Annotated in this window: 20 protein-coding genes and 1 tRNA gene; 2 read left to right on the top strand and 19 right to left on the bottom strand. The window is 27.4% G+C overall.

Features of this window, described 5'->3' with window-relative positions; translation table 11 throughout:
* Nucleotides 1–6: 6 nt before the first annotated feature.
* The 19 genes from alaS to LN42_RS00285 all read right to left on the bottom strand — a co-directional run bounded on the left by alaS (nt 7) and on the right by LN42_RS00285 (nt 23002).
* Complete coding sequence (gene alaS, locus LN42_RS00375) at nt 7–2613, bottom strand: alanine--tRNA ligase (protein ID WP_075780044.1); 2607 nt, start codon at nt 2611–2613, stop codon at nt 7–9.
* 15 nt (nt 2614–2628) lie between these two features.
* Nucleotides 2629–3474 carry a phosphatidate cytidylyltransferase gene (locus LN42_RS00370; RefSeq protein WP_175417947.1) on the bottom strand — a complete coding sequence of 282 codons (846 nt, stop codon included), beginning with the start codon at nt 3472–3474 and terminating at the stop codon, nt 2629–2631.
* On the bottom strand, nt 3461–4189 hold the full coding sequence (locus LN42_RS00365; RefSeq protein ID WP_075780042.1) for an isoprenyl transferase: 729 nt from the start codon (nt 4187–4189) through the stop codon (nt 3461–3463). The genes LN42_RS00370 and LN42_RS00365 overlap by 14 nt, the downstream gene beginning before the upstream one ends.
* Nucleotides 4186–4707: a ribosome recycling factor gene (gene frr / locus LN42_RS00360; protein WP_050899172.1), complete on the bottom strand. Its 522-nt coding sequence runs from the start codon at nt 4705–4707 to the stop codon at nt 4186–4188. Before frr ends, LN42_RS00365 begins: the two co-directional genes overlap by 4 nt.
* Nucleotides 4708–4793: 86 nt before the next feature.
* Complete coding sequence (locus tag LN42_RS00355) at nt 4794–7397, bottom strand: glycosyltransferase (RefSeq protein ID WP_075780041.1); 2604 nt, start codon at nt 7395–7397, stop codon at nt 4794–4796.
* Between the two features lie 17 nt (nt 7398–7414).
* Nucleotides 7415–8788: a DNA polymerase III subunit gamma/tau gene (gene dnaX / locus LN42_RS00350; protein ID WP_014295600.1), complete on the bottom strand. Its 1374-nt coding sequence runs from the start codon at nt 8786–8788 to the stop codon at nt 7415–7417.
* Between the two features lie 97 nt (nt 8789–8885).
* A complete protein-coding gene (locus LN42_RS00345; RefSeq protein WP_014295599.1) occupies nt 8886–10154 on the bottom strand; it encodes an HD-GYP domain-containing protein in 1269 nt (422 codons plus the stop codon).
* A 9-nt stretch (nt 10155–10163) separates the two neighbouring features.
* Nucleotides 10164–12311 carry a FecR domain-containing protein gene (locus LN42_RS00340; protein WP_075780040.1) on the bottom strand — a complete coding sequence of 716 codons (2148 nt, stop codon included), beginning with the start codon at nt 12309–12311 and terminating at the stop codon, nt 10164–10166.
* 4 nt (nt 12312–12315) lie between these two features.
* Nucleotides 12316–12969 carry a DUF3307 domain-containing protein gene (locus LN42_RS00335; protein WP_014295597.1) on the bottom strand — a complete coding sequence of 218 codons (654 nt, stop codon included), beginning with the start codon at nt 12967–12969 and terminating at the stop codon, nt 12316–12318.
* Nucleotides 12962–14161 carry an HD-GYP domain-containing protein gene (locus LN42_RS00330; RefSeq protein WP_014295596.1) on the bottom strand — a complete coding sequence of 400 codons (1200 nt, stop codon included), beginning with the start codon at nt 14159–14161 and terminating at the stop codon, nt 12962–12964. Before LN42_RS00330 ends, LN42_RS00335 begins: the two co-directional genes overlap by 8 nt.
* Complete coding sequence (locus LN42_RS00325; protein WP_014295595.1) at nt 14133–16142, bottom strand: CHASE2 domain-containing protein; 2010 nt, start codon at nt 16140–16142, stop codon at nt 14133–14135. The genes LN42_RS00330 and LN42_RS00325 overlap by 29 nt, the downstream gene beginning before the upstream one ends.
* 147 nt (nt 16143–16289) lie before the next feature.
* Entirely contained in the window at nt 16290–16934 is a 645-nt protein-coding gene (locus LN42_RS00320) for a TIGR00153 family protein (RefSeq protein ID WP_014295594.1), read from the bottom strand.
* Nucleotides 16935–16981: 47 nt separating this feature from the next.
* A complete protein-coding gene (locus LN42_RS00315) occupies nt 16982–17920 on the bottom strand; it encodes an inorganic phosphate transporter (protein WP_014295593.1) in 939 nt (312 codons plus the stop codon).
* Between the two features lie 171 nt (nt 17921–18091).
* The gene (locus LN42_RS00310) at nt 18092–18664 is read right to left on the bottom strand and encodes a TetR/AcrR family transcriptional regulator (protein WP_014295592.1); all 573 of its coding nucleotides are present in this window, start codon (nt 18662–18664) and stop codon (nt 18092–18094) included.
* Between the two features lie 158 nt (nt 18665–18822).
* Nucleotides 18823–20118, bottom strand: a complete 1296-nt coding sequence (locus tag LN42_RS00305; RefSeq protein WP_014295591.1) for an ABC transporter substrate-binding protein — start codon at nt 20116–20118, stop codon at nt 18823–18825.
* 75 nt (nt 20119–20193) lie between these two features.
* Nucleotides 20194–20766: a dephospho-CoA kinase gene (coaE, locus tag LN42_RS00300; RefSeq protein WP_014295590.1), complete on the bottom strand. Its 573-nt coding sequence runs from the start codon at nt 20764–20766 to the stop codon at nt 20194–20196.
* Entirely contained in the window at nt 20763–22130 is a 1368-nt protein-coding gene (locus tag LN42_RS00295) for a glucose-6-phosphate isomerase (protein ID WP_014295589.1), read from the bottom strand. The genes coaE and LN42_RS00295 overlap by 4 nt, the downstream gene beginning before the upstream one ends.
* Nucleotides 22131–22163: 33 nt before the next feature.
* Nucleotides 22164–22676 (bottom strand): adenine phosphoribosyltransferase, encoded by a 513-nt coding sequence (locus tag LN42_RS00290; RefSeq protein WP_014295588.1) that lies wholly within the window; start codon nt 22674–22676, stop codon nt 22164–22166.
* A 116-nt stretch (nt 22677–22792) separates the two neighbouring features.
* On the bottom strand, nt 22793–23002 hold the full coding sequence (locus LN42_RS00285) for a hypothetical protein (RefSeq protein WP_014295587.1): 210 nt from the start codon (nt 23000–23002) through the stop codon (nt 22793–22795).
* A gap of 78 nt (nt 23003–23080) precedes the next feature.
* Between LN42_RS00285 and LN42_RS00280 the strand changes: the two genes are divergently transcribed.
* Nucleotides 23081–23157: transfer RNA gene (locus LN42_RS00280), tRNA-Ile, on the top strand.
* 268 nt (nt 23158–23425) lie between these two features.
* Nucleotides 23426–25225: a PQQ-binding-like beta-propeller repeat protein gene (locus LN42_RS00275; protein ID WP_014295586.1), complete on the top strand. Its 1800-nt coding sequence runs from the start codon at nt 23426–23428 to the stop codon at nt 25223–25225.
* Nucleotide 25226: the final 1 nt, after the last annotated feature.

Below are 25226 nucleotides of genomic sequence, written 5' to 3'. Positions count from 1 at the left end.
ACCAGCTTACTTTATATAATTTTGAATGTTATTCATCACTTCGTTAATTTTAACGGCATTTTTACCTCCAGCTTGTGCAAAGTCTGGTCTTCCACCACCGCCACCACCAAGTTCTTTCGCTATTTTTCTTGCGATATTTCCTGCATGATATTTTCCAACTATATCTTTTGTTACTTTAACAACAAAATTTACTTTTTCACCATTTTTGTTGAATAATATTATTATTCCGCTTCCAACTTTATTTACAGCAATATCAGTAACATTTCTCAAAACATCATTGTCAACCTTTTCAAATACTTTCATGTAGATCTTTGTATCTTCAAATTCTTTTACATTAAATGCATCTATAGATTGTGAAGTCATTTTTTCTTGAAGCCTTTTGATTTCTTTTTCCTGTTCCCTGATTTTTTCAAGAAGTCCCAATATTCTTGGAACCACAATTTCCTGCGCAGCTTCCAGATGTTCTGAAATTACATTTATTTTATCTTCTAGATCATTTAAATATTCAAGTGATTTCATTCCGGTAATAGCTTCTATTCTTCTTACACCTGCAGAAACTGCTGTTTCTGTTGTTATTTTAAATAATCCTATTTCTCCTGTGGAAGAAACATGTGTTCCACCACATAATTCAGAACTAAAGTCTGAAATCTTTACAACTCTTACTTTATCACCATATTTTTCTTCAAATAATGCCATTGCATTTTCGCTTTTGGCTTCATCAAGACTTTTTATTTCTGTAATAACCTTTATATTTTCAAGTATTTTTTCATTTACAAGCTTTTCTACTGCTTTTATTTCTTCTGGTTTCATTGCTTCGTAATGTGAAAAGTCAAATCTAAGTTTTTCGTCTGTTACCAACGAACCAGCCTGTTTTACATGTGTTCCTAATACTTCTCTTAATGCTTTATGTAATAAATGTGTAGCTGTATGGTTTCTTTTTATATTTTGTCGTCTTTCTTTATTAATTATCAATTTAGCTTTTTCATTGCGTTTAATAATCCCTAATTTTACAACACCAAAGTGTCCTATTACTTCATTATTTATTATTTTAGTATCTTTTACTTCAAATTCAAATCCAGCTCCTTTTATTATTCCTGTATCTCCAATTTGTCCGCCTTTTTCAGCATAAAATGGTGTTTTATTTGTAATTACTACTACTTCTTCACCTTCACCAGCACTATCGATTATTTCTTCTTCTTTTATAATATATAATATTTCTCCTTCATCTTCTATTTTTTCATAACCTGTAAAATCTGTAGTTTTTATTTCATCACCAACAAATTTATATGCCGGATTCATTTTCGCATATTCCTTTTCACCAGCGGCTTCTCTTGCACGTTTTTTCTGAAGCTCCATTTGCTTATTAAATCCTTCTTCATCAATTCCAAAACCATTTTCTTCGGCTATTTCTTTCGTTATATCAAGCGGGAAACCATATGTATCATATAATTCAAATGCAAACTCACCATCTATTATTTTATTTTCAGTATTTTTCATGTAATTTATTAATTTTTCTGTTCCTTTATCCAATGTTTCAAGGAATCTTTTTTCTTCAGTTTCAACTATTTTCTTTATGAAATCTTTTTTCTCTATAATCTCTGGATATATATCGCCATACTTTTCAAATACAGCATCTATTATTTTATTAATAAATGGTTCTTTCTTCCCAAGTAATGCGCCATGTCTTAAGGCTCTTCTTAATATTCTTCTTAATACATAACCTCTACCTTCATTTGAAGGTAGTATTCCTTCTGATACAAGGAATGTAACAGCTCTCGAATGATCAGCAATTACTTTTATTGAAACGTCTGTTTTTTCATTTTCTTTAAATTTTACATTAAATACAGATTCTATTTTATTAATAATAGGCATAAATAAATCTGTTTCAAAATTCTGATATACCCCTTGTACAGCTGCAACAACCCTTTCAAGACCTGCACCGGTATCAATATTTTTTCTTGGTAATGGTTCAAGATTTCCCTTTTCATCCTGGTAATATTCTGTAAATACAAGATTCCATATTTCAACATATCTTCCACAATCATCATATGGAGTGCAATTATCAGGATTTGGACAAAGTTCAACCATTCCTGTATCAAAATATATTTCGGAGGATGGACCACATGGACCGGTTGGGCCAACAGGACCCCACCAATTATCCTCTTTACCCATTTTTAATATTTTGTTTTCTGGTACACCTATTATATCTTTCCAGATATTATAAGCTTCTTCATCGTCTTTATAAACAGAAACCCATAATTTTTCTTCTGGAAGTTTTAATACTTTTGTTAAAAATTCCCATGCATATTTAATTGCACCTTCTTTAAAATAATCTCCAAAAGAAAAATTACCAAGCATTTCAAAAAATGTTTGATGTCTTGCGGTTCTTCCAACGTTTTCAATATCATTGGTTCTAATACATTTTTGACACGTAGCTATCCTCGTATAAGTTGGTTCCACTTTTCCCCAAAATATTGGTTTAAATGGTACCATACCTGCAACTGTAAACAATAATTGCGGATCTGAAGGAATTAATGGAAAACTTTTCATTACTTTATGACCATTTTTTTCGAAATATTCCAAAAATGATTTTCTAATCTCTTCTGATGTCATATATTTATACCTCCATTATACTCTTAATATTTTCATTAAAAAATAAAACGTAGGTGCAAGGTATAATACTCCATCTATTCTATCATACATTCCACCATGTCCAGGTAAAATTTCTCCTGAATCTTTTAAATTATATGTTCTTTTTAGAGCTGATTCTGTCAAATCACCAACAGTATCAACTATACCTATAGCAATTGCAAATATTATCGCTCTTAACGGGTCTATCATATTTAAATCAAAAATTTCTCTAATATATTCAAATATTATTATATATACGTACGTAAAAATTATTCCTCCAATGAATCCTTCTATACTTTTTTTAGGTGAATATACAGGTGCTAATTTATGTTTTCCTATATTTAACCCAACAAAATATGCTCCTATGTCATATACCCAAACAGAGGTTAGGGCTAATAATCCTGTAGTAAAACCGTAATTTAAAATAATATGATAAAAATACGATAAAAATAATGATATTGCTATTAATGCATATGTATAGCTGGTTATTACATTTTTATATTTAATATTATCTTTTAAAATAAATAAACTAATTAATGCAACTATTACTATTGACATTACGTATATTGTAATTGGATCAAAAAATATCAATCCTGCATAATATGTTCTTAATGTAAATCCGTATACCGCACTTGTAAAAGCTGCCATTAAAGATAAAAAGATCTTAATTTTATGATCAATATTATCCAGAGTCATTTCAAAATATTCCATAGCTGTTAATAATACTATGGTTGTTACTAAACCAATTGTTGTTGGAAAAGTAAATACAGAAAAAACTACTACCGGACCAAGTATGAAGCCAGATAGAGTTCTGATAAATAAATTTTTCTTATTTACTGCCAATATTGCCACTTCCCTCATCTGATGAAATACCACCAAATCTTCTATCCCTATTAGAATAATCTATTAATGCCTTTTCTAAATCATTTTTGGTAAAATCCGGCCAGAGAATATCTGTAAAATATAGTTCTGAATACGCTAATTGCCATAATAAAAAATTACTTATTCTTATTTCACCAGATGTTCTTATTATTAATTCAGGATCAGGAACATCAGGAAAATATAAGTTAGTTGAAATATCATCTATTGATATTTCTTTTTTTCCTGAAGATATTAATTTGTTGACAGAATCAACTATTTCCTGTCTTCCACCATAATTAACTGCAAGAATTACCTGAATTTTTGTATTGTTTTTGCTTTTTTCTTCTATTTTTTTACAGACTTTATATACATTTTCAGGTAATTCTTCAATTCTTCCGAGAAATCTCACTCTAACATTTTCCCTAACTATTTTATTTAATCGAGATTCTAAATATCTAACCATTAAAGAAAAAAGATATTTTACTTCTTCAGGAGGTCTTTTCCAATTTTCAGTGGAAAATGAGTATAAGGTTAAATATTTAATGCCAAAATCAGAAGCCCATTGTATTACATCTTCTGCAACTTTAGCACCTTTTTCATGCCCCATTGTTCTTTTTAACCCGCGTTGTTTAGCCCATCTTCCATTACCATCCATAATAATCCCCACATGAGTGGGGATTTTTCTTATTGCTGTCAAGAGTCCATTATCTCCTTTTCTTTTTTATGGAATACTTCATCTATTTTTCCTTCATGTTCTTTTAATATTTTTTGTATTTCATCTTCTAATTTCCTTGCATCATCTTCTGGAATTTCTCCATTTTTCTGTTTTTCTTTTACTATTTTCATATCTTCTCTTCTTATATTCCTTAATGCGATTTTAAATTCTTCTGCCAATTCTTTAGCATGTTTTACCCATTTTTTTCTATCTTCTACAGTTGGATTTGGAAATTTAACTCTTACGACATTTCCATCTGTAGATGCCATCATACCTAAATTTGCTGCATTTATGGCTTTTTCAATTTTTGCACACAAACTCTTATCCCATGGAGTAATTACAACTGTTCTATCTTCCCCAACTGTTAATGTCGCAGTTTGATTTATTGGCGTAGGAGTTCCATAATAGTCAACCATTATTTCTTCAAACATAGCAGGAGAAGGTCTTCCTGTTCTTAATTTTTTATATTCATCTTCAAGATGTTTTACTGTTTTATCCATTTTGTTTTTAGCTTCTTTTAAAATAGGATCTTTTAATGACACTACATCCACCTCCAATTAATTTTTTATTTTCTTATTTTATTATATCATTTTTTATAATGAATATAAAGGTATTTATCAGCTATTATTTTTGATTCATATGGTTTACCAATTGTTTCGATAAATTTATCTAATTTCATTATATTTATTATGTTTAAAACACGCGGATCTCGATCTAATAGATTTTTATCAAGATTGAATACAAGTATCAAATTTTCTTTAAATTTTTCTTTTAAATATTTTATATCTTCAAATATATTTCTTGAATATTCCGGATTTAAATATATAATACTATCATATATCTCTTTTATCTTTCTATCTTCTATATATTCATTGTTTTCTATTGTTATTCTTTCACCAACAAATATTTTTTCTTTTGTATTTATTTCAAGAGTTTTTCCTTTGATAGCTCTGGAAATATTATATTTTAATTCATTAGAATTGAGCGGATTCTGAAAAATTGTATCAAAATAATTTGTAAATTTCTTTAAGAATTTGTCAAGCGCATAAATAGAATTGTATTCTGGTTGAGGAGAAACATAAAAAATACCTTTATTTTCTGATTCATACCAACATCTAACCGGATTAACCACAGGTAATAATGACATTATTTCACCAAGATTTACTACATCAATAATTTTATCTTCTGTTTCTTCTATATTTTTCTCATAATAGAAACCTGTATAATTATAATGACCTCCTTTTAAATCAGCAATTATAGGATTTAATTCCAATGCACTAAGTAGATATTTTTTTGCATTTTTAAATTTTTTATTTTTTCTATAATAATGATATAGTCTTAATCCTATAAAAGCTTTAAATTTTTTATTATCTTTTATAGAATCAAAAATTTGTAATAGTATTTTTTCGTAGGCTTCATCAAATTCTTTATTATAACTAATTTTTAGTGCATAATTAAATTTTAAAGGTATAAACACTTTTCCAAGATAATAATCATATATGGATAATTCATTTTTATTGAAACTTTTTAATTCAAATATCATTTCTATTTTTTGATTCATTTCATCTCTTAAATCTATATATGCTGGAATTATTTCTTCTGGATTCATTTGAGTTAATATATCTTCTATTAAAACCTGCACAAATTTTGCCAATGATTTTTCAAATTCTACAGCTTTTTTGTATTTATTTTTCGCTTCATTAAACCTTCCCATCTTTACAAGAGCATCACCAATTAATAATTCTATCACACCTTTTTCTTTGTCAGATGCTTCACGTCTCAATCTTCTAATTTTTAAAAATGTTTTTAATACTTTTTCATAATCCCTTAGTTCAAATAAATTGTCTCCATATGAAAGGAGTAACCCTACTATATTTTTTTCATTTTCAAAATTTTCAACTAAAAATATCAAAAATTCATATGGATCATTTTTTAGATTATCAAAAAATGTTTTTATTCTTTTTATCCATTTAATATGATTTTCAGGATAGTATTGAATGTTATTGGTAATTCCCTCTATTAATTTTTCAAGTATATATAATATTATTTCCTTTTCTTTCATAGTTTTTGCAGATATGAAGGTGTCAAACGTAATTTCCAATAACGTCAAAATTTTGTTTGTATTTTTTTGATAATCTATTTCTTCTATAATTTTTTCTATTTTATTAAAATCACTTTCTTTTATTTTAGATAAAGCTAAGTATATAATCCCTTCGTTTTTCTTAAATAATGACTGCATTGACCAGGTTATTTCACTTTTTCTATTTTCAAAAATATTTAAGTATTTTATAAATTCTAAAGAAACTTGCTTTAAATTTTTCCAATCCCTTTTATTATAATAAACATTCATCAGACCATAATAACAATCCAGATTCCATTTGGTTCCAATATTAAACCATTTTATCGCATCTTCCCAATACCCTTTATTCATTAATTCTACTCCCCATAGAAACATAAACTCTACTTCCATGGGAATTGGTTTATAATTTCCTTTTCTTAATTTTTCAGATAGCATTTCTGCCACTTTTTTTCCTATTTTCATTTTTTCAATATATTTATTGGCAATGGAAAGTGTTTTCATGTATTGTATTAAGTAGTATATATCATCTGGATTTTCTTTAAGATATTTTTCAATTAGAGCTAAAGTTCTTTCTGTTTTTTGTTTTCTTCTTAATCTAGTCCATATATAACCATAATGATATAATGGGAAATCGACTTTTACCTGTTTTCCTTTATAAATTGGTTGATTATGTACTATATTTTCATATTTCACTTTTCCATTTCTGAAAAATCTTGCTGTACTTGCTATTTCCGTAGTTTTTTTATCAAAATCCATATAATTAATTGTAGGTATATATACAGCTACAATATCTTTTTCTAAGTTTTCCAAAAAACTTCTTATGTTATTTTTTAACTTTTCAGAAGCTTCTTCATCTGCATCTACTATAAACACCCATTCTGATGTAGCATATTTCAAAGTTTCATTTCTTGCATCAGAAAAATTACCATTCCATGGAAAGAAATATATTTTATCTGTGTATTTTTTTGCTATTTCAACTGTATTATCTGTTGAGCCAGTATCTACAAATATTATCTCATCACAAAAATCTTTTATACTTTCAAGACATCTGGTGATATTTTGTTCTTCGTTTTTTGCCATTATACATGCACTTATTAATCCTTTTTTCATATAATCCCCCCATAATTTTAAAAGAGTTTTATAATGTTATTTTTTTTAGCTTCGCTATTTTCATTTCCTTTATATATAATATCAATTTTTATTAAATGTTTTGATTCATTTGAAAGCAATAATTCCAATTTTGTTGCTTTTAATTTTAAAATTTGATATTCCAATAAATTGTTTTCGTTAAACTCTATTTTTATATAATCTTCCGATTCTGTTATTTCAGCATGTTTTAAAGCAAAATACATGGAAAGATCCATTTTTTCCTTTGAATTTAATAATATATTTAACACTTTATTTATTTTTGAATCTTCTGTAATTACATCTCTTGTTTCATCGTGATCCAAAATTTCAACTTTTTCATCTTTAACTTCTGTTTTCATATTTAATTCATATCCAATATTTAAAATATGTATATCAAATAAGATTTTTTTATTCTCTGAATATTTTAATTCTTTTAATAAATCTGAAAGTTTTCTGGTTAGTTTTATATAGATATTTAATCTCTTTTTATCTTCAATCTTTTCATCTAAAATATATTCAAGTACTTCTTCAAGAAATACCTCTATTTCTTTTCCTTCTTCAAATATCTCTCGAGATATTTGAAGTAATAATTCAGAATCACCTTTTAATATTGCATTTATGAATTTATCCAAAATACTTTTATCAAATAATCCTAAAACATCTATCACAATCTGCTCAGTTATTACTTCTTCAGATGAAAATTTTAATACTTGTTCAAGCAGTGATAAAGAATCCCTAACTCCACCCTTTGCTTTTTTAGCTATAATCCCTGCCGCTTCTTCTGTAATTTTTTTATTTTCTTTTTCTGCTATTGAAATTATATGTTTTTTTAAATCTTTTTCTGTGATATTTTTAAACTGCAATACTTGAGCTCTCGAAACAATAGTTTCAGGAACTTTTTCAAGATTTGTTGTAGCTAAAATAAATATTACATGTTCCGGTGGTTCTTCTAAAGTTTTCAATAACGCATTAAAAGCTTCTTTAGTAAGCATATGAAATTCATCTATAATATATACTTTATATTTTCCATGGACAGGCCTAAAATTAGCTGAATCTCTTATTTTTCTAATTTCATCTATCCCTCTATTTGAAGCCGCATCAAGCTCTATAACATCCATAAATCTTCCTTCATTTATGGCTATACAATTATCACATTTATTACACGGATTATCATCAACCGGATTTGAACAATTTAAAATTTTACTAAGAATACGTGCTGTAGTTGTTTTTCCAGTTCCCCTTGGACCAGAGAATATATATGCATGTGAAAATTCATTATTACGCACTGTATTTTTGAAATATTTTTTTATATGTTCCTGACCTATTAGCTCATCAAAGGTTAAAGGTCTATATTTCCTATACAAGGTTATCATAAATAAAAATACCTCCCAAAAACGTATTATTATAAAATTCTATCTCTTCAATTATACCATATCACTATAAAAATAAAAAGGGGGAAAATCCCCCTTTTTATGCCATTACAGTTTCTTTTAAAGCTTCTACTATTTCACAATCAAATTTTTTTGGACAATCTTTTTCTAAGATTTTTAATACCTTTTCTTTAGGCCATGGTTCTTTATATATTCTTTTTGCTGTTAATGCGTCATATATATCAACTACAGCTAATATTTTACCAAATAACGAAATTTCATTACCTTTCTTACCAGTTGGATAACCACTTCCATCATTTTTTTCATGATGTTCCAGTGCTCCTAAAGGTATATTTTTAGATAAAAAGTCTATATCAGATAATAGATTGGCACCTATTATTGTGTGAGATTTTATAATTTCATACTCTTCATCTGTTAATTTAGATGGTTTATTTAAAATATTATCCGGAATTCCAATTTTTCCAACATCATGTAATAATCCAGCAATTTCAAGCTCTTCAATAAATGAGTCATTATATCCAAGCTTTTTAGCTATTTCAACTGCCAAAACAGAAACATTTTTTGAATGTGTATGGGTATAATTATCCCTCAAATCAATTGCAGTTGCAACAGCCTGAATTAATCCTTTTATTGTGCTACTTAAATCATCATATACTTTTGAGTTTTTTAACTTATTTGATATTAATGATGAAAATATTTCCATAATTTCTTTATCTTGATCTGTATATTTCCCTTTTTTCTTATTTACAGCTTCTAAAACTCCTATTACTTCGTTTTCAAAAAATAATGGTGTTGCAATTAAGTTTCTTGTATGATATTTTGATTTTTCATCTGTTTTTTTAAAATGTTTTTTGCTTTTGGTTGTGTCATTAATTATAATTGTTTCTTTCTTTAAAAAACATTCTCCGGCTATTGAATCATCTATTGGAACGTCAATGGTTTCAATTTTACCACTTGCGCCACCAGAAGTTACATAGAAATTTAAGACATCTTTTTCTTCATTATACAATAATATAGCTGCTCCATCTGAGTTTAAGAGATTCCTTATAGTTTCTTCTATTGATTTTAATATGCTTTCTAATTTAAAGTTTTCAGTAATTAGATTAACAGATTCCAAAATATTTTTATTATGACATTTTGTACTAAATATTTCTTCAGCTTTATCTTGAGAAATATTATAAAACATATTTTTCAAAGTTAAAATTTTTTCTAAATCTTTTATTTCTATTTCTGTATATATTTTTATATTATCATCTATGGTTATAGCTTTTTCATTTTTTTCTCCATATACTTCTTGTTTTATTTGTAGTCCTACAATTTTCATTTCTTTCATTAAACAGTTGATCATACAATCACCTTAGAATTCAATCGTTTCAAAGTTAATTGTATATTCAAATTCATCTTTTTCTACATCATAACTTATTGAATAAATAATTCCTGAATTTTCTAATACTGGATAATATATGAATCCTTGAACCCATGTATTTTTATTGAGGAATATACTATCAACTGTATCATCTTCAAGGAATTTCCACTGGATATAACTAAATCCTGCCGTTAATTCGGGAAGTCCTCCTAATGCCGGGATTTTAACAGTCATATTCCCTTTTAACAATCCATCTCTTGCATTGCTAAACGGCCTATTATAATCAAGGGTAATATTTAAATATGGAGCTATTGTTAAATATGATTTTCCTATTAAACCCATAGATTTTTCCTGATTTAAGTCCATATATTTCCCATTTGCAACATTATATTCGTAATATGGTCCGACATATTCCATATTAAAACCATCTGATAAGTAATCAAATCCAAACATAAACTGGAAATATGGAGGAAAATCTATCATAGGACCTATAAGCAATCCATAAGTTAGTGTATCATCACCTGAATAAACAACATCAGTTTCTACACCAAATTTTATAAAGAATATCTTTTTATATAATGTTGCTAATATAGCTTGTTTTAATTCATTGTCTTTAAGATCTTCTTCTGACATATTATAAATACCTGTTATTTCTGTATTAAATAATCCCAAATCCATATCAACATAGCCAAACATAAGATTTGATGTTTTTTGATAATTAAATGGCATTAATGATGTAACTTCATAAGGAATATGCATTCCTAACTTTAATCCTCCAAATCTTAATTCAGTATCAAAAACTCTTGAATAAGGTATTGAATAATTATTCATAAATAACCCTAATCCCTTTGTATATGAAGGACTTACACCGTATCTTATATAAAACATTGGGAAATCAAGTTTTAAATAATTAATTGATATTGCACTCCATAAATCCTGGGAAGTTGCTTCTTTTGAAGGTATTCCATAATATAATGGACCGTCTATGCTTTCCTGGTATGCATTGAAACCTATTCCTATTCCAAATGGACCTATATCAAAATTAGGTGCAAATGAATATACTAAATATGTACTATTACCCTTTGTTTGTTTCCCGAAGGATATGTTTCCTAAATTTGCTTTTGTTTTTACAGGTGCGGCAGCAGGTTCTTCTGCAACAGGTGTTTCCCTTTTTTCTTCAGCAACTTTTTCTTCTTTTTTCTCTTCAACTTTGGTTTCAGGTTTCTGTTCTTCCTGCTTTTTTTCAGGCATTAAATTTTTCTCATAATCTTCTATAGGCATGTCTAATTTTTCAAGTTGTGGATTTGGATTTTGTGGAGAATAATTAAACATATTTCCAGCTTTTACAGGGAATAGTTTATTATTTACCATTGTGTAAACTGTACCTTCAAATGTTCTTATATTTGTATTGTTACCCTTTTTTTCAAAACCAAATTCTGTACCTCTTACACCAGCAACTACTGAACCAGAACCCACTAAATATTTGGAACCTGGAGCTAAAATTTCGTTTATTTTATTTACTGTTGCACCTTTTTTAAGTTCATATTCAATATCAATATCTCCACTTTCTGAAGCTCTTAACTTTTTTATGTATAACTGTGTTTCAGGTGAAACTTTTATTTCTATATTTAATTCAGGTTCTTTTAGATGTATATATCCATCTTTTAAAGTTAATAATTCCGAATTTTCTTTTATAACCGTATCACTGTTTATAGAATCCCAAACATCTGAATCTGCTTCTTTATAAAGAACATTACCTTCTTTTTCAAGAATTATAAGCGATGTTTCTGGCATTTCTATTTTTTCTTCTAAAATGTCAAATTCTATCTTTTTCTCAAGTGTTTTATCTTCATTATAAAATACTAATTCTGCTTTTCCAGGCATTAATGGAGCTAAAAACACAAGATTTGCTGTTCCATCCACTAAATCAAAACCATCAAAAAGAATAAAAGGATCATCAAAACCACCATTGGTTACATCTACATATAAATGAGTTACTGCTGAATCATTTACACTTACTGTAATGTTAACACTTTCACCAACATAAATAGTTTGTGTTTCTGTTGTTACAGTAATTTCAGAAAAGAATGTAATTGACAACAACATAAACAAAAGAAATACTCCCCACTTTTTAAACATAACATCACCTCCATATGGATAAATAAGTTATAATTATACTTAAAGCTAAAGGTCCACTCTCTGATTTTATATTTTCTGTATTATTTCTTAAAAATATTACTATGGAAAACGTTATAAATATAATTGAAGCTATTAAGAAGTACATATCCCCATAATATTTTATAAAGGGTAACGAAAACCGAAAAAAGTATCCAAGATAATCTCTTGTATAAGGTTTTGAAAATCCATCAATCATATAGAACAATAAACTAACAAAATATGCATTAAATAATCCTACAGCTATGAGTTTTACATATTGTTGAGAGATGAGAAAATGATCAGTTTCGTAAAAAAAACTCGCCATTAATAAGGAAGAAAAATGCATAACTTGATCTATAATATAATATGTATGGGTATTAAATACTTTTTTAGTTCTATTTTTAAATTTTATTGTATCAATAGCAAAATGAATTATTGTCAAGGTTATAATTACTATCAAATTATTTATTTTCAATGAACTTGGATACATTAGAATAATCATTGATAAGAATATTATACAAACATGAAGTATTAAAACTTTAAGTTTAGAATTTTTATATTTTGCAATATATCCATTTTGAAAAACATAATCGCCTACAAGATGCGTCAGCAAAAAATAGAAAAATATCTCTTTATTCATATGATTCCACCTCTTTTAATAGCTCGACCAATTGTGAATTAAAAAATACGCCACTATAATCTTCAATTAATTCAATAGCTTTGGATTTCGGAATTTTAGTTCTATACGGTCTATCCTCTAACATCGAATAATACGCATCTAAAAGTCCTATTATCTGTGCTAGAATAGGTATTTCATCTCCTTTTAACCCATACGGATACCCTTCTCCATTCCATTTTTCATGATGATATAAAACTATTTCTTTTACTCCATCAGGAATTGTTGGAATTTTAGAAACTAATTCGTACCCATATATTACATGTTTTCTTATTTCTTCTTTTTCAGAATTGGTTAATTCTTCTTTTTTTAACAATATTTTTTCAGGAATACCTATTTTTCCTATATCAAAAATCATACTACCAAATTTTAAATCTTTGAGTTCTTTGGTGGTTAAATTCAATTTTTCGCCAATTTTTATTGCAGCTTTATAAACACTTTCACAATGTTTTTCTGCACCAGGCACTCTTGCCTCTAAAATCCTCGTTAAAACCTTTAAAGATTTATCCAATATTTTTTCAAATCTGGTTTCTAAATATGAGGTTTCTATGGTTTTTGATATATATTCATTTATATTCTTTACAACAATGTAATCGATAATATCATAAGATTTTTCTCTGGATTTTATCAATTCAAATAACAAAAAGTTCTTCCCATCGACTTTAAATGGAATATTCATTATATTATTATTTATTATGATTCCATCTTCTTTAAATTCTTCAATATATTTTATATTTAATGCTCTTTTTAATTCATCTACATTATTATTATCTTTGAATAAATAAATCTCGGTTTTTTTTAACTGGAATATATTTTCAAATATTCTTTTTAATTCCTCTATAGTATCTTTTAAATCTATCTCGGTTTTTACATATTTTAAGATTTCAAATATTATTTCTTCACTATCTTTAGAAGGTATTCCTGTATATTCCCTTAACAATTTATCAAAACTAATTAAAAAAGTATCTTTTAAATTATCTATATTATCATAAAATTCTATTAAGATATCACTTCCATAATGAACTTCAAAAATCTTTTTTGCATTTTTATTATTTAAATTTTCAAATATATCATTGTCTATTTTTATTTTATAATTAATATTTCTTGTTTTCAAAAAATTAATATTCTCAAGAATCAGATTCTTTATTGACGTCATCTAAATCTCCTTCCTTAATCTTGTATAATTTTAAAGGTTTTTCCTTACCTTTTACTTTAAAATCTCCAATGTATTCAAATTTATATTTTTTAGATCGCTTTACTATTTCTTCTGTTACTATTAACCATTCATTTAAATCTCTTGTTAAATGTTCTATACGCGAGGTTGTATTTACAGTATCTCCAATACATGTATAATCCATCCTGAAATCCGCTCCTATATTTCCGATAACTACTTCACCATAATGCATACCAATACCTGCATTTACTTCAAAATCAAATCCCATATTTTTTAATTCTTTATTTATATCTTTTAATTTTCTTCTCATATCTATTGCACAGGCTATAGCCCTATCAACTTCATCGCCAAATTCAATAGGAGCACCAAAAATTGCCATAATTAAATCACCAATGAATTTATCAATTGTTCCATAATATTTATTTCTTATGATATCTGCCATTTGTGATAAATAAAAATTGAGAAACTTAACAACTTCTTCTGGAGAAAGCTTTTCTGATTTTTCAGTAAATCCTACTATATCAGACATTATTAAAACTACATTCTTTTTCTCTCCACCAAGCTCCGTTTTTCCCTGTTCTAATAATTTCTGTGCAACAAAATCTGGTACATATTTAAAGAAGAATGATTTTATTTTTTTCTTTTCTCTTGATTCTTTTAAGAATGATTGTGCATTATCTACAACCGCTATAATCAAACTCGACATTACTGGATAAAATGTATCAACCCATATATGCTGTTTAAATAAGTAATACGAGATAAATATATAAGCAATTGGAATCATAAAGGATAATAACTTGGTGTATATCTTATTAAAAGATAATAATATTAGGGTTACTAATAAAATAGAAGTCAAAATAATCAAAGTATAAAAATAATTAACTCTTGTCATTCTTTCATTGTTTATCAAATTTTGAACAGCAGTCGCATGTAAATATACACCTGGTTCATCGTTGGAAAATGGTGTAACTCGCAAATCATATAATCCTTTTGCAGTGGCTGAATAACCTAAAATGGCAACCTTATCTTTAAAATCATAATTGTCATATTTATTGGTATACACTAAATCATAAAAAGAAATAGTATCAAAAACTTGAGGACCTTTTCCATAAAAACTTAAAAGAAAAAAACCATTTTTATCTGTTTTAATCTTTTCATTTTCAATTTCAATTGTATAATTTTTTGGATCATAAATAAAATTTTGAAGATTATAACCTTTATAATTTGCGTACAACATTAGATCCATATGCGGAAATAATCCTGTATTAAACCCATTATCTGCAGCCCATTCTTCTTTAAATAATAATGGAAGACTTCTTGCAACTCCGTCAGGATCGAGCTGCCCAATTTCATATGTTGAAGCAGGTACCAATGAAGAAAATTCTGGAATAGGAGGTATTATCTTATATGCAGTTAACGGAAAAAACAATGATAAATACTCTGGATTTTTTAATTTAAATGAATATTTTAAATAAAATTTATTTTCTTCTAATTGCTTTTTAAATTCAGGATTATATTCATCAAAATTGCTTTTTTCTACCGTTAAATACGTTCCTAAAACAACTTTATTGTATCTTCTTAAGATTGCTGCAAGCAACATATCGTCCTTAGATTTTCCATTACTCATTATATTACTTTCTGAAGGAGTAGTAAAAGACACATCAAATCCTATAGTTTTTATTCCAAGTTTAAAAAGTTTAGCTATCATTCTTGCATAATGTTCTCTATTCCAGGGCCATTCATCATTAAATCTTGTAGACATATTTACAAGAGAATTTTCATCTATAGCTATTACAACAACCTTTGGAGTTGTTTTTTCAATTCCTCTTATTCTATATCTTAAATCTAATGTTTTTAGTTCAAAAATTTCTATCCAGGGATTGTTTAAACTGTATGTAATAAAATATATCGCCAGAAAAAACAGTACTAATAAAAAGGTAATTCTTATTTTTATTTTTTTCATTGTATTAATCACCTTCATAAAAATAGTTTATTTATAGTTTAATTATAACATATTTTCATCATTTTTTACAACCAAATTAATAATAAACAAACAACTATGTTAATAAAAACTCCCTTCAAGAATTGAAGGGAGTTTTATGTTTGATGACTATACCCGTCTTTTATATATAATTATTTGTATTCTATCGGAAACATCTTCGGATGTATCGGATATATCAGCTATTCTGTGAACTAATTTTTTTAACTGCATTTTATGCGCTAGGCTAATATCAAGATCATAAATCTTCCTTATTGTATCTCTTTCTATTTCATCAGTTTCATGCTCAAAATGCTCTGTTTGAATTATTAAATCATTGGCCTTTTCAAAATTTTCAAACATTTCTTTTGCTGCACCTTTTACAGCAAGATAGGTATTATATGCCTTTTCACATAATCTAACAAGATTTTCTCTTATTTCTTCTGGCACTTCAAGACGCTGCAATTCAATTTCATCAGCTACACTTTCCGCTTTGTTTGCTATTCTATCCATAGCTTCTACCGTTCCCAATAAATCACCTCTAAAATTTGGTAAAAAAGCTCCTGAATACATTTCGGATTCAACATTTCTTCTTATGTTGTCTGCATAAGATTCTGAATTTCTTACATCATCTGCCAATTTTAAAACAATTGATGTATCTTTATCAAGATTTTTTATTAATTCTTTTAGTTTCTGGATAGTTGTATCCACAGCATCCAGATGTTGATTAAATAATTCTATTATTTTCTTTTCTTTTCTTCCAAAAAAAAGACCCATATTTTCACCCCCATTATATTAATTATACTATAAAATTATTATTATTTTTAAAGATTTATTTTAAATATCCCCTTTAAAATAAAATATATTAAAGCTGTTATTATTCCTGAGGAAACAGGGGTGTTTACCCATGCGCCAACTATTTTAAATAAAATTTTTTTATTAGTTAATCTTGAGCCTCTTGCATATCCTGCCCCTATAACCGCTCCAACTATAGCCTGAGATGTAGAAACAGGAATTCCTAATATTGCATAAATCCATACTGTTATAGATTCACCTAAAACAGCAATTGCAGCTGAAAAATAATCTAATTCCATTATTTGAGTACCAACAGTCATCATAACCTTATAACTATATGTTAATACACCAAATGATATGGCCAATCCTCCAACCAATGCCGCTGTATTTACTCCTATTGTACTTGCAAATACTCCTGTAATATTTGCAACATTATTTGCTCCTAATGAATAAGCTCCATAAGCTCCAATTAAAAGCGTTGCAATTTGGACCGTTCTTTCTTTTGCATAAATAGAATTAATTTTATTAAAAGGTATTGCTAACAATTTATAAGATAAAAAGCCAAATATTGCACCGCCAATAGGCGTTCCAACCCATGCTAAAACTAATTTTAAAATTATTGCCCAATTAACTCCCCCTTCTATTAATCCCACAGCCATAATTGAACCAACTATGGCCTGCGAAGAAGATACCGGAACTCCTAAATATGTCATAACAGTCATTGTTAAAGCCGCTGAAAAAACGGAAATAGAACCTGAAATTAAACTTTGCGCAGTTACGCTACTTATAGTCTCAATTCCTTTTGCTCCACCAGTTAAAGCACCTATTAAAATGAAAATAGCTGAAATAATTGTCGCGGTTCTGTATTTTACTATCCTATTTGAAACAGCAGTACCAAAAATATTAGCAGCATCATTTGCACCAAGAGACCACCCAAAGAATATAGCTGGCAACAAGTATATAAACATATAACCCCTCCACTACTATAATATAATAAAAAAGACGTATCATTGATTGTACTACAAAATACGTCTTTTTTAAAATTCAATAATATGTAATCTAAAATAATTAAATTGTAATAGATTTAATTACTTTCTATTATTGCTTTAAATTAAAAAAAAGAGGATTTAAATCCTCTTTTAAAAACCTTTTATATCCGGAAGATCTTCTTTTCTATTGAAAAATTCTTTTAAATTTCTTAATTCGCTGTCTATAACATCGGGATTTGCAGCAACTTTAAAACTTAATCCTATTAAGAATGTTTTCATTAATTCTGCAGTGTTATCAATATTATTCATTCCAATTTCGTGCAATTTAAGAAATTCTTTTATAGTATTGGTAAACTGCATATCCAAAAATCTAGCTTTTTTTGATACCTCTTTTTGTCTATACGGATATGTCAAAATCTGTGAAAAGGCTATCATATATTTTGGAGGTGTAAAAATTTTTCTTATTTTTTCTTCTGCAGTCATTGTTTTCTTTTTAAATATTTCATTTATCCATTCTTCCAATATCCCTTCGCCTGTAGCAACAAGCGCTTCATCTTTAGATCCAAAGTAATAATGCAAAGAAGCAATAGTTAAATTTGACATTTCACATATATGTCTTGTTGTTGCTTCAGAAATAGATTCTTCATTAATTATTTTTATTATAGAATCCATTAAATTTTCTTTTCTTTTTGCTCTTAAGGTTGGATTCGGTCTTCTTGCCATAAAATTTAACCTCCTTTTTATCAACTCATACTTGAATTATATCATCATTTTACCTTATTGTCAAATCATTGATATAATAAAAAGGTTAATTTTTTGTAAAGCACATTTGTGTATAAAAAAGGTGGGCGATTTTAAATCACCCACCCTTAAAATTTTAATTATTTTGAATATTCTTCATTTTCCATTAAGAGATTTTTCATTTCATTAACCATTCTATTATATGCTTCTTCTGCTGTTATTTTATCGTATAAGAAATCAGCTGTTATAGTTCCTAATGCTTTTCTTATATCATACCATGCTGCTGGTTTTGGATCAGGAACAGCTGTTTTTAATGAATCTAATGCAATTGCCGGTTTATCATCATTTGCAACATATGCTTTCCATTGTGCTGTTTCAACTACGTCTTTTCTAACAGGTACATATCCTGTATTTACTGCCCAATATGCCTGATTTACTTTTGTTAATAAGAAGTTCATGAACATCCATGCTGCCTGCTTTTGTGCTGGTGATGCCCAAGCAAACATAATTAAATCAGTACCAGCAATTGGTGAATGTGGAACACCATCTACTGAAGGTAATGGAGCCCATGACCATTCATATTTTCCTTTAATTGATTTTTCTACATATGGTTTTCCTGCAATTGTTCCCATATACATTGCAATTTGTCCATTTCCAAATGGATCATTTAAGTATCCACCCTGAACAAATGCAACTTCATCTGATTTTAATTTATGCATATATTCTAAAGTTTTTATTGTTAAATCTTTGTCGAGAACAATTTTCCATTTTCCATTTCCAGCATAATCAAGAATTTTACCATTCATTGCATATAAGAATACCTGGAAATCATCTACTGTAGTTCTATAACCCAATCCATACTGATCAATCTGACCGTCACCATCAATATCATCTGTTAATTCTTTTGCTACTTCTGATAATTCATCTAATGTTTTTGGTGGTTCTACACCGTATAAATCAAATATATCTACATTGTAATATGTTGTATATACACTTTTGTTGAAAGGAATTGAGTAAATTTTATCTCCCCATGTACATAATTTCTTGAAAACATCATATATTTGATTATCCCAAACATTTTTAAATTCTGGATCACCGTAGATAAATTTGTTTAAAGGTTCAACTATTCCCTCACTCTGTAAGTACTTTGATGTCCAGTTTGAGTATGCCTGTGCTAATACAGGAAGATTATCTCTTGTACCTTCGTTGTATGCAACAACTGTACTCAATAATTTTCTTGATAATGCACCATAATTACCTACATATACAGGAACTACTTCAATTTCGGGATTTTCCCTGTTAAATGCAGCTACTAATTCTTCTAATGCCTTTCCATGGCCCCCACCCATAGCATGCCAGAATTCAACTTTGATCTTTTCACCAAAAGAAAAAACCATAAGTGATAATACCAATAATACTAATAAAAGCTTTTTCACAAAAGACACCTCCCATTAAGATTATTAAAAAACTTCAGCATTACATTATACTATAATTCACTTAGAAAAATCAAATTAAAAAATTTTAAGTATTTGAAATAATTCGTCTTTAATTGCATTTAGTTCCTTTTCTGTGTTGATTTTGTAATGATAATTTAATTTTAAACTTTTTTGAGCATTAATAATATTTTTAGCTTTTTCTGGATCCATTTTTCGAAATTCAGTTAATCTTTTAAAGCGTTCTTTATCAGAAGCTTCTACTAATAAAATTATATCACATATTTCATTTAAACCTATTTGATCAATTAAAGCACCATCTATTATTACATATTCATACTTATCCTTTTTATATTTCTCTATTAATTCTGAAACAAATTCTTTAATTTTTGGATGAACCACAGAATTTAAATAATCTAAATTTTTTTTATTTGTAAAAACTATTTGAGCTAATTTGCTCCTTTGAATTTCATTATTTTCTAAAATTTTATCACCAAATTTTTTTACCAGTTTTTCTTTTATATCTTTTTCAAACAACGCTTTATGACCAAGCTTGTCAAGATCAATTATTGGATATCCCTTTTCCTTTAAAAGACTGGCAATGGTACTTTTACCACTGCCAGCCAATCCTGTAATTCCTATTATTTTCATAATTCGAATTTTTCCTTTTTTGAAACTTTTTCATTTACTTCTTTTGCAAATTCTTCATATCCTTCTCTACCCATTAATGCGTATGTAACCTTCTTACCAAGTTCAACCCCTGGTTGATCATATGCGTTTATTTCAAGTAATTTTGCCATAATTGCTGTTTGGAATTCATAAAGGAAGAAGAATTCACCAACATTAAATGAATTTATTTCAGGGAATATAACCTTCATATTTGGTTTTCCATGTTCTGTTAACGCATATTCAGTTCCAAATAATTCTGTATTCAACAATTCTGATAATGTTTTCCCACCTAAATAGGATAATGCGGAATATTCTTCATGCACTTTTGGTATTTTTATATCTCTTTCAAACTTTTCAAGTTTTAAGAATGTTACTACTTTATCATCTGGGCCTTCATTATATAATTGAACCTGTGAATGCTGATCAGTTGCTCCCAATGCCTTTACAGGAGTTTGACCAACATTTACAATTTCCCCATTTATATTATATTTCTTTCCCAAACTTTCTGCCCAGAGCTGTCTATACCAATCAGCAAGTAATAGTAGTTTATTTGAATATGGCATCATAACAGAAATATTATATCCTTTTTTATAATATAAGAAGTGTAAAAGTGCATTTAACGCTGCTGGATTTTCTTTTAAATTTTTATTTATCACTTTATCCAGCATGGATTTTGCACCATTTAATAAATCTATAATATCAATACCACCCGCTAATGCTGAAAGCAATCCAACTGGTGTTAATACACTAAATCTTCCGCCAACTTCCGGTGGAATTTCCAATGTTTTTATACCTTCTTCTTTGGAAATTTTTCTTAAAATTCCATTTTCAGGATCTGTTGTAAATATTATATGTTCTTTAGGATCAAGCCCATAACTCTCTATTATTCCTCTTGCTATAAGATAATTTGACATTGCTTCAGCTGTTGTTCCGGATTTTGATATAACATTAAATAATGTTGTATGAGGATCTATTTGATCTAAAATAGATGCAACAAAATCGGGATCTACATTATCAATAATAAATATTTTTGGTGTTTTTCTATTTTTCATATAATTATAATTTAATGGATTTAATGTTGTTTGTAAAGCAATATTTCCTAATGCTGAACCACCTATCCCAAGAACCACAAAACTTTCAAATGATTGTATCCAATCCTGTAAATCAAGAATTTTATCAAGAAATTTGGTATCCTGAGGAAGTTTTACAAACCCTGGCTTTTCATTTAATATCTCATCTATGATTTCAGCTATTTTTCCCTCATATTCAATCAACTCTTCTTGTTTTATACCTTTTTCAATATTAGGAAAAAACATATTTGTAAAATCAAATTTTAATCCTTTCATTTTACCCCTCCCATAATAAAATTTATAAAGATTTTAATATTTCAAAATACTTTCTACTCTAACATTATCTAACTTTTCTCTTGGATTTAAAAATTCTAATTCAATTAAACAAATAATCCCTGAAACTTCAGCTTCTAATTTTTCTACCAATGTTTGAATTGCTTTTATTGTTCCGCCAGTTGCTAAAACATCATCAACAATTAAAACCTTTTCTCCTTTTTCAAGTGCATCTTTATGCATTTGAATCTTAGCTTCACCATATTCTAACGCATATGAAACTTCAACTACTTCATAAGGTAATTTCCCAGGTTTTCTAACAGGAACTAATTTTTTTCCTAATTTATATGCTAATGCTGAACCAAATAAAAATCCTCTTGCTTCTGGAACAAGAATTGCATCAAATTCTATATCTTTAACTTTTTCAGCCATTTCATCTATTACACCTTTAAAAGCTTCTGGGTCTGCCAATAATGGTGTAATATCTTTAAAAATTATCCCCGGCTTTGGAAAATCTGGAATGTCTCTAATAAATTTTTCAAAGTTCATAATCAATTCCTCCTTAATTAATATAAAATATTGACAGCATTATTTTACCATATTTTTTTTAAAATACAACATCATTTTTTATATAAAATTAATCATGCCCCTTTTATGGGGCATGATTATTGTTTATACCTACTATTATATTTATATGAATAATTTAATAATATTGATATTTTCTTTTCTAATTCTATCAAAGTAACTTTATTTCCTTCTTTTAGAGTTTCAAACGCCGCTTTTATTACAAGAATTCTTGGATATTTATCTAAAGTGACCTTAATCGGGTCAACAATTTTAAAGTTTTTTTTACTTTCAACATCTAATGTTTTCATTTTTTTATCACTCCCTTCAAAAAAAATACTTGACAAAAATAATTTTAGATGTTATAATCTAAACGCATTAAGTGAGAAGGGCTCGTAGCTCAGTTGGTGAGAGCTTCCGGCTCATAACCGGGAGGTCGGTGGTTCGAATCCACCCGAGCCCACCAGATGCGAGGTTTTTAACCTCGCTTTTTTTTATACCTATATTAATTTTAATATATTTTATTTTTTTTGTCAAGTTTTTTTGTTTTTCAGGTTAATTTTTTAATCTTCCAATTTTCTTTTATATACATCGTTCCAGAACGTTACTTTTTGTTAATGAATTCTTATCATTTTCTTTTCACTTTTTTGATATTTTTTATTTTTTGTAATGAGTACTTTTATGATATAATAATTAATGTATCACTTGATATATTAATAGAATGAGGTGTTTTTATGAAAAAAATGTTAACTTTTTTATTTCTTATGTTTTATTCCCTGATATTTTCCATTACAATTGATACACTTGATAATCAAAATTATACAGGTACATTTCTTTCTATGAATCGGGCTCTTGTTTTTATAAAAGATCATAATAATAAGATTCAAAAAATTTCATTATCCATGATTAAAGATATGAATTTCACACGCGAAGAAAAAGAAAATATGTATTTTTCCCTTAATAACACCTATACTTTTAAGGGTGCTTTTGAAAGAATCGATGGGGATTATTTTATTTTTAAAAATGATAATGCTATTTTTTATATAAAGAACAGCGATTTAAAAATCGTCGTCGTTAAAAAAAGAGTTTTATCTTCTTATGTTGCCACGATATTCGGTGAATTTAGATTTAATTCTATAAAGATCATTTCTGATAAATTATGGAAGGTTTCTACAAATTATGGAATTATTGAAATTCCTTCAAATTATATTCTTTCTTATTTCAGACCCAATTTAAGTAGCAAAAATAAAAATATTGTATATTTTAAAAACGGGGATTTTCTTTTTTATGAAAATATAGAAATAAAAAATGGTCTTTTCATTTTTAAAGCTCTTGATTTTTCTTTTTATGCCTCTGCAGAAGATATTATTTTTCTAAAATCTAAGAATTACATTCCTCAAATTGATTCTTTTAAAGAGATGTATAAATTAACTATTAATGAAAAAGAGTTTTACACAAAAAGCTTTAAGATAGTGAATAATTCTCTGGTTTTTGATAATTATTCTTTTAAAAATCCAAAGATTGATTTTATTTCCAGGTCTATAGTTAATTTATTTGTTTCAGAAGATTCTTTTATTGGTGGTATTTCAGTAAACAATAACAGGATTTATGTTTCTGCACAATCAGGTTTATTTTATATTTTCGATTTTTATGGTAATTTAATTAAGAAATTTTCTTTAAAATCCTTTGCAGTTGATCCTCCAGTAATCTATAAAAATAAGGTTTTTGTTTCAACAATTAGAAAAAGTTTGTATGTTATATCCAATGATTCAACCATAACTAAATTTGATTTTGATACAATTAGTGCAGGAGTATCTATAAAATCTCAAAATACATTATTATTACCAACGTGGTACAGAGGTTTTTTTATATTGGATCAAAATCTCAAAGTGTTAAAATCTTTTGATACTAAAATGTCAAAATTTTCATCTATTATTGATCATGAAGGAAATATTATTTTTCTTGATGCTTATTCTAATATTATGAAATTGGATAAAGGTTTTAATATCCTTTTTTCAAAACAATTTGGCGACGAAGCATTAACAACATATTTTAATATTGATAAAGATAATAATATTTATGTTAACGGTCCATATGTCACTTTTACTGTATTTGACAAAAACGGCAATATTTTATGGAAAGTTGATTTGGATGATTTACCTTATTCATATCCATTAATTGATAAAGATAAAACCGTTTATGTTTCAAGTAAAGGAAAATATTTATATGCTTTAAAAAATGGAAAAATTTTATGGAAGAAATATATTGGTTATATTCCCGGAACAGGAATTCTAACAAAAAATATGATTATTCTAAATGCTCTTGATCATAATGTATATTTTATTGACAAAAAAACAGGAAATATTATTAAAAAATATCATTTAGGGTATTCAAAAATGCTATGTTCTGATGATAATAATAATATTTTCTTTGCCGGTTCAAATGGAGTTATTGCAATTTTATATTTAAATGAAGATATAATTTCACAATACAAGTTTTCTTGCAAACATACTAATAATCCTTATATAAAATAAT

It is taken from the genome of Marinitoga sp. 1137, from assembly GCF_001941525.1.
GTDB classification, from domain to species: Bacteria; Thermotogota; Thermotogae; order Petrotogales; family Petrotogaceae; genus Marinitoga; species Marinitoga piezophila.
The sequence above is the reverse complement of the archived record's forward strand: the minus strand, read 5'-3'. Positions and strand labels throughout refer to the sequence as shown.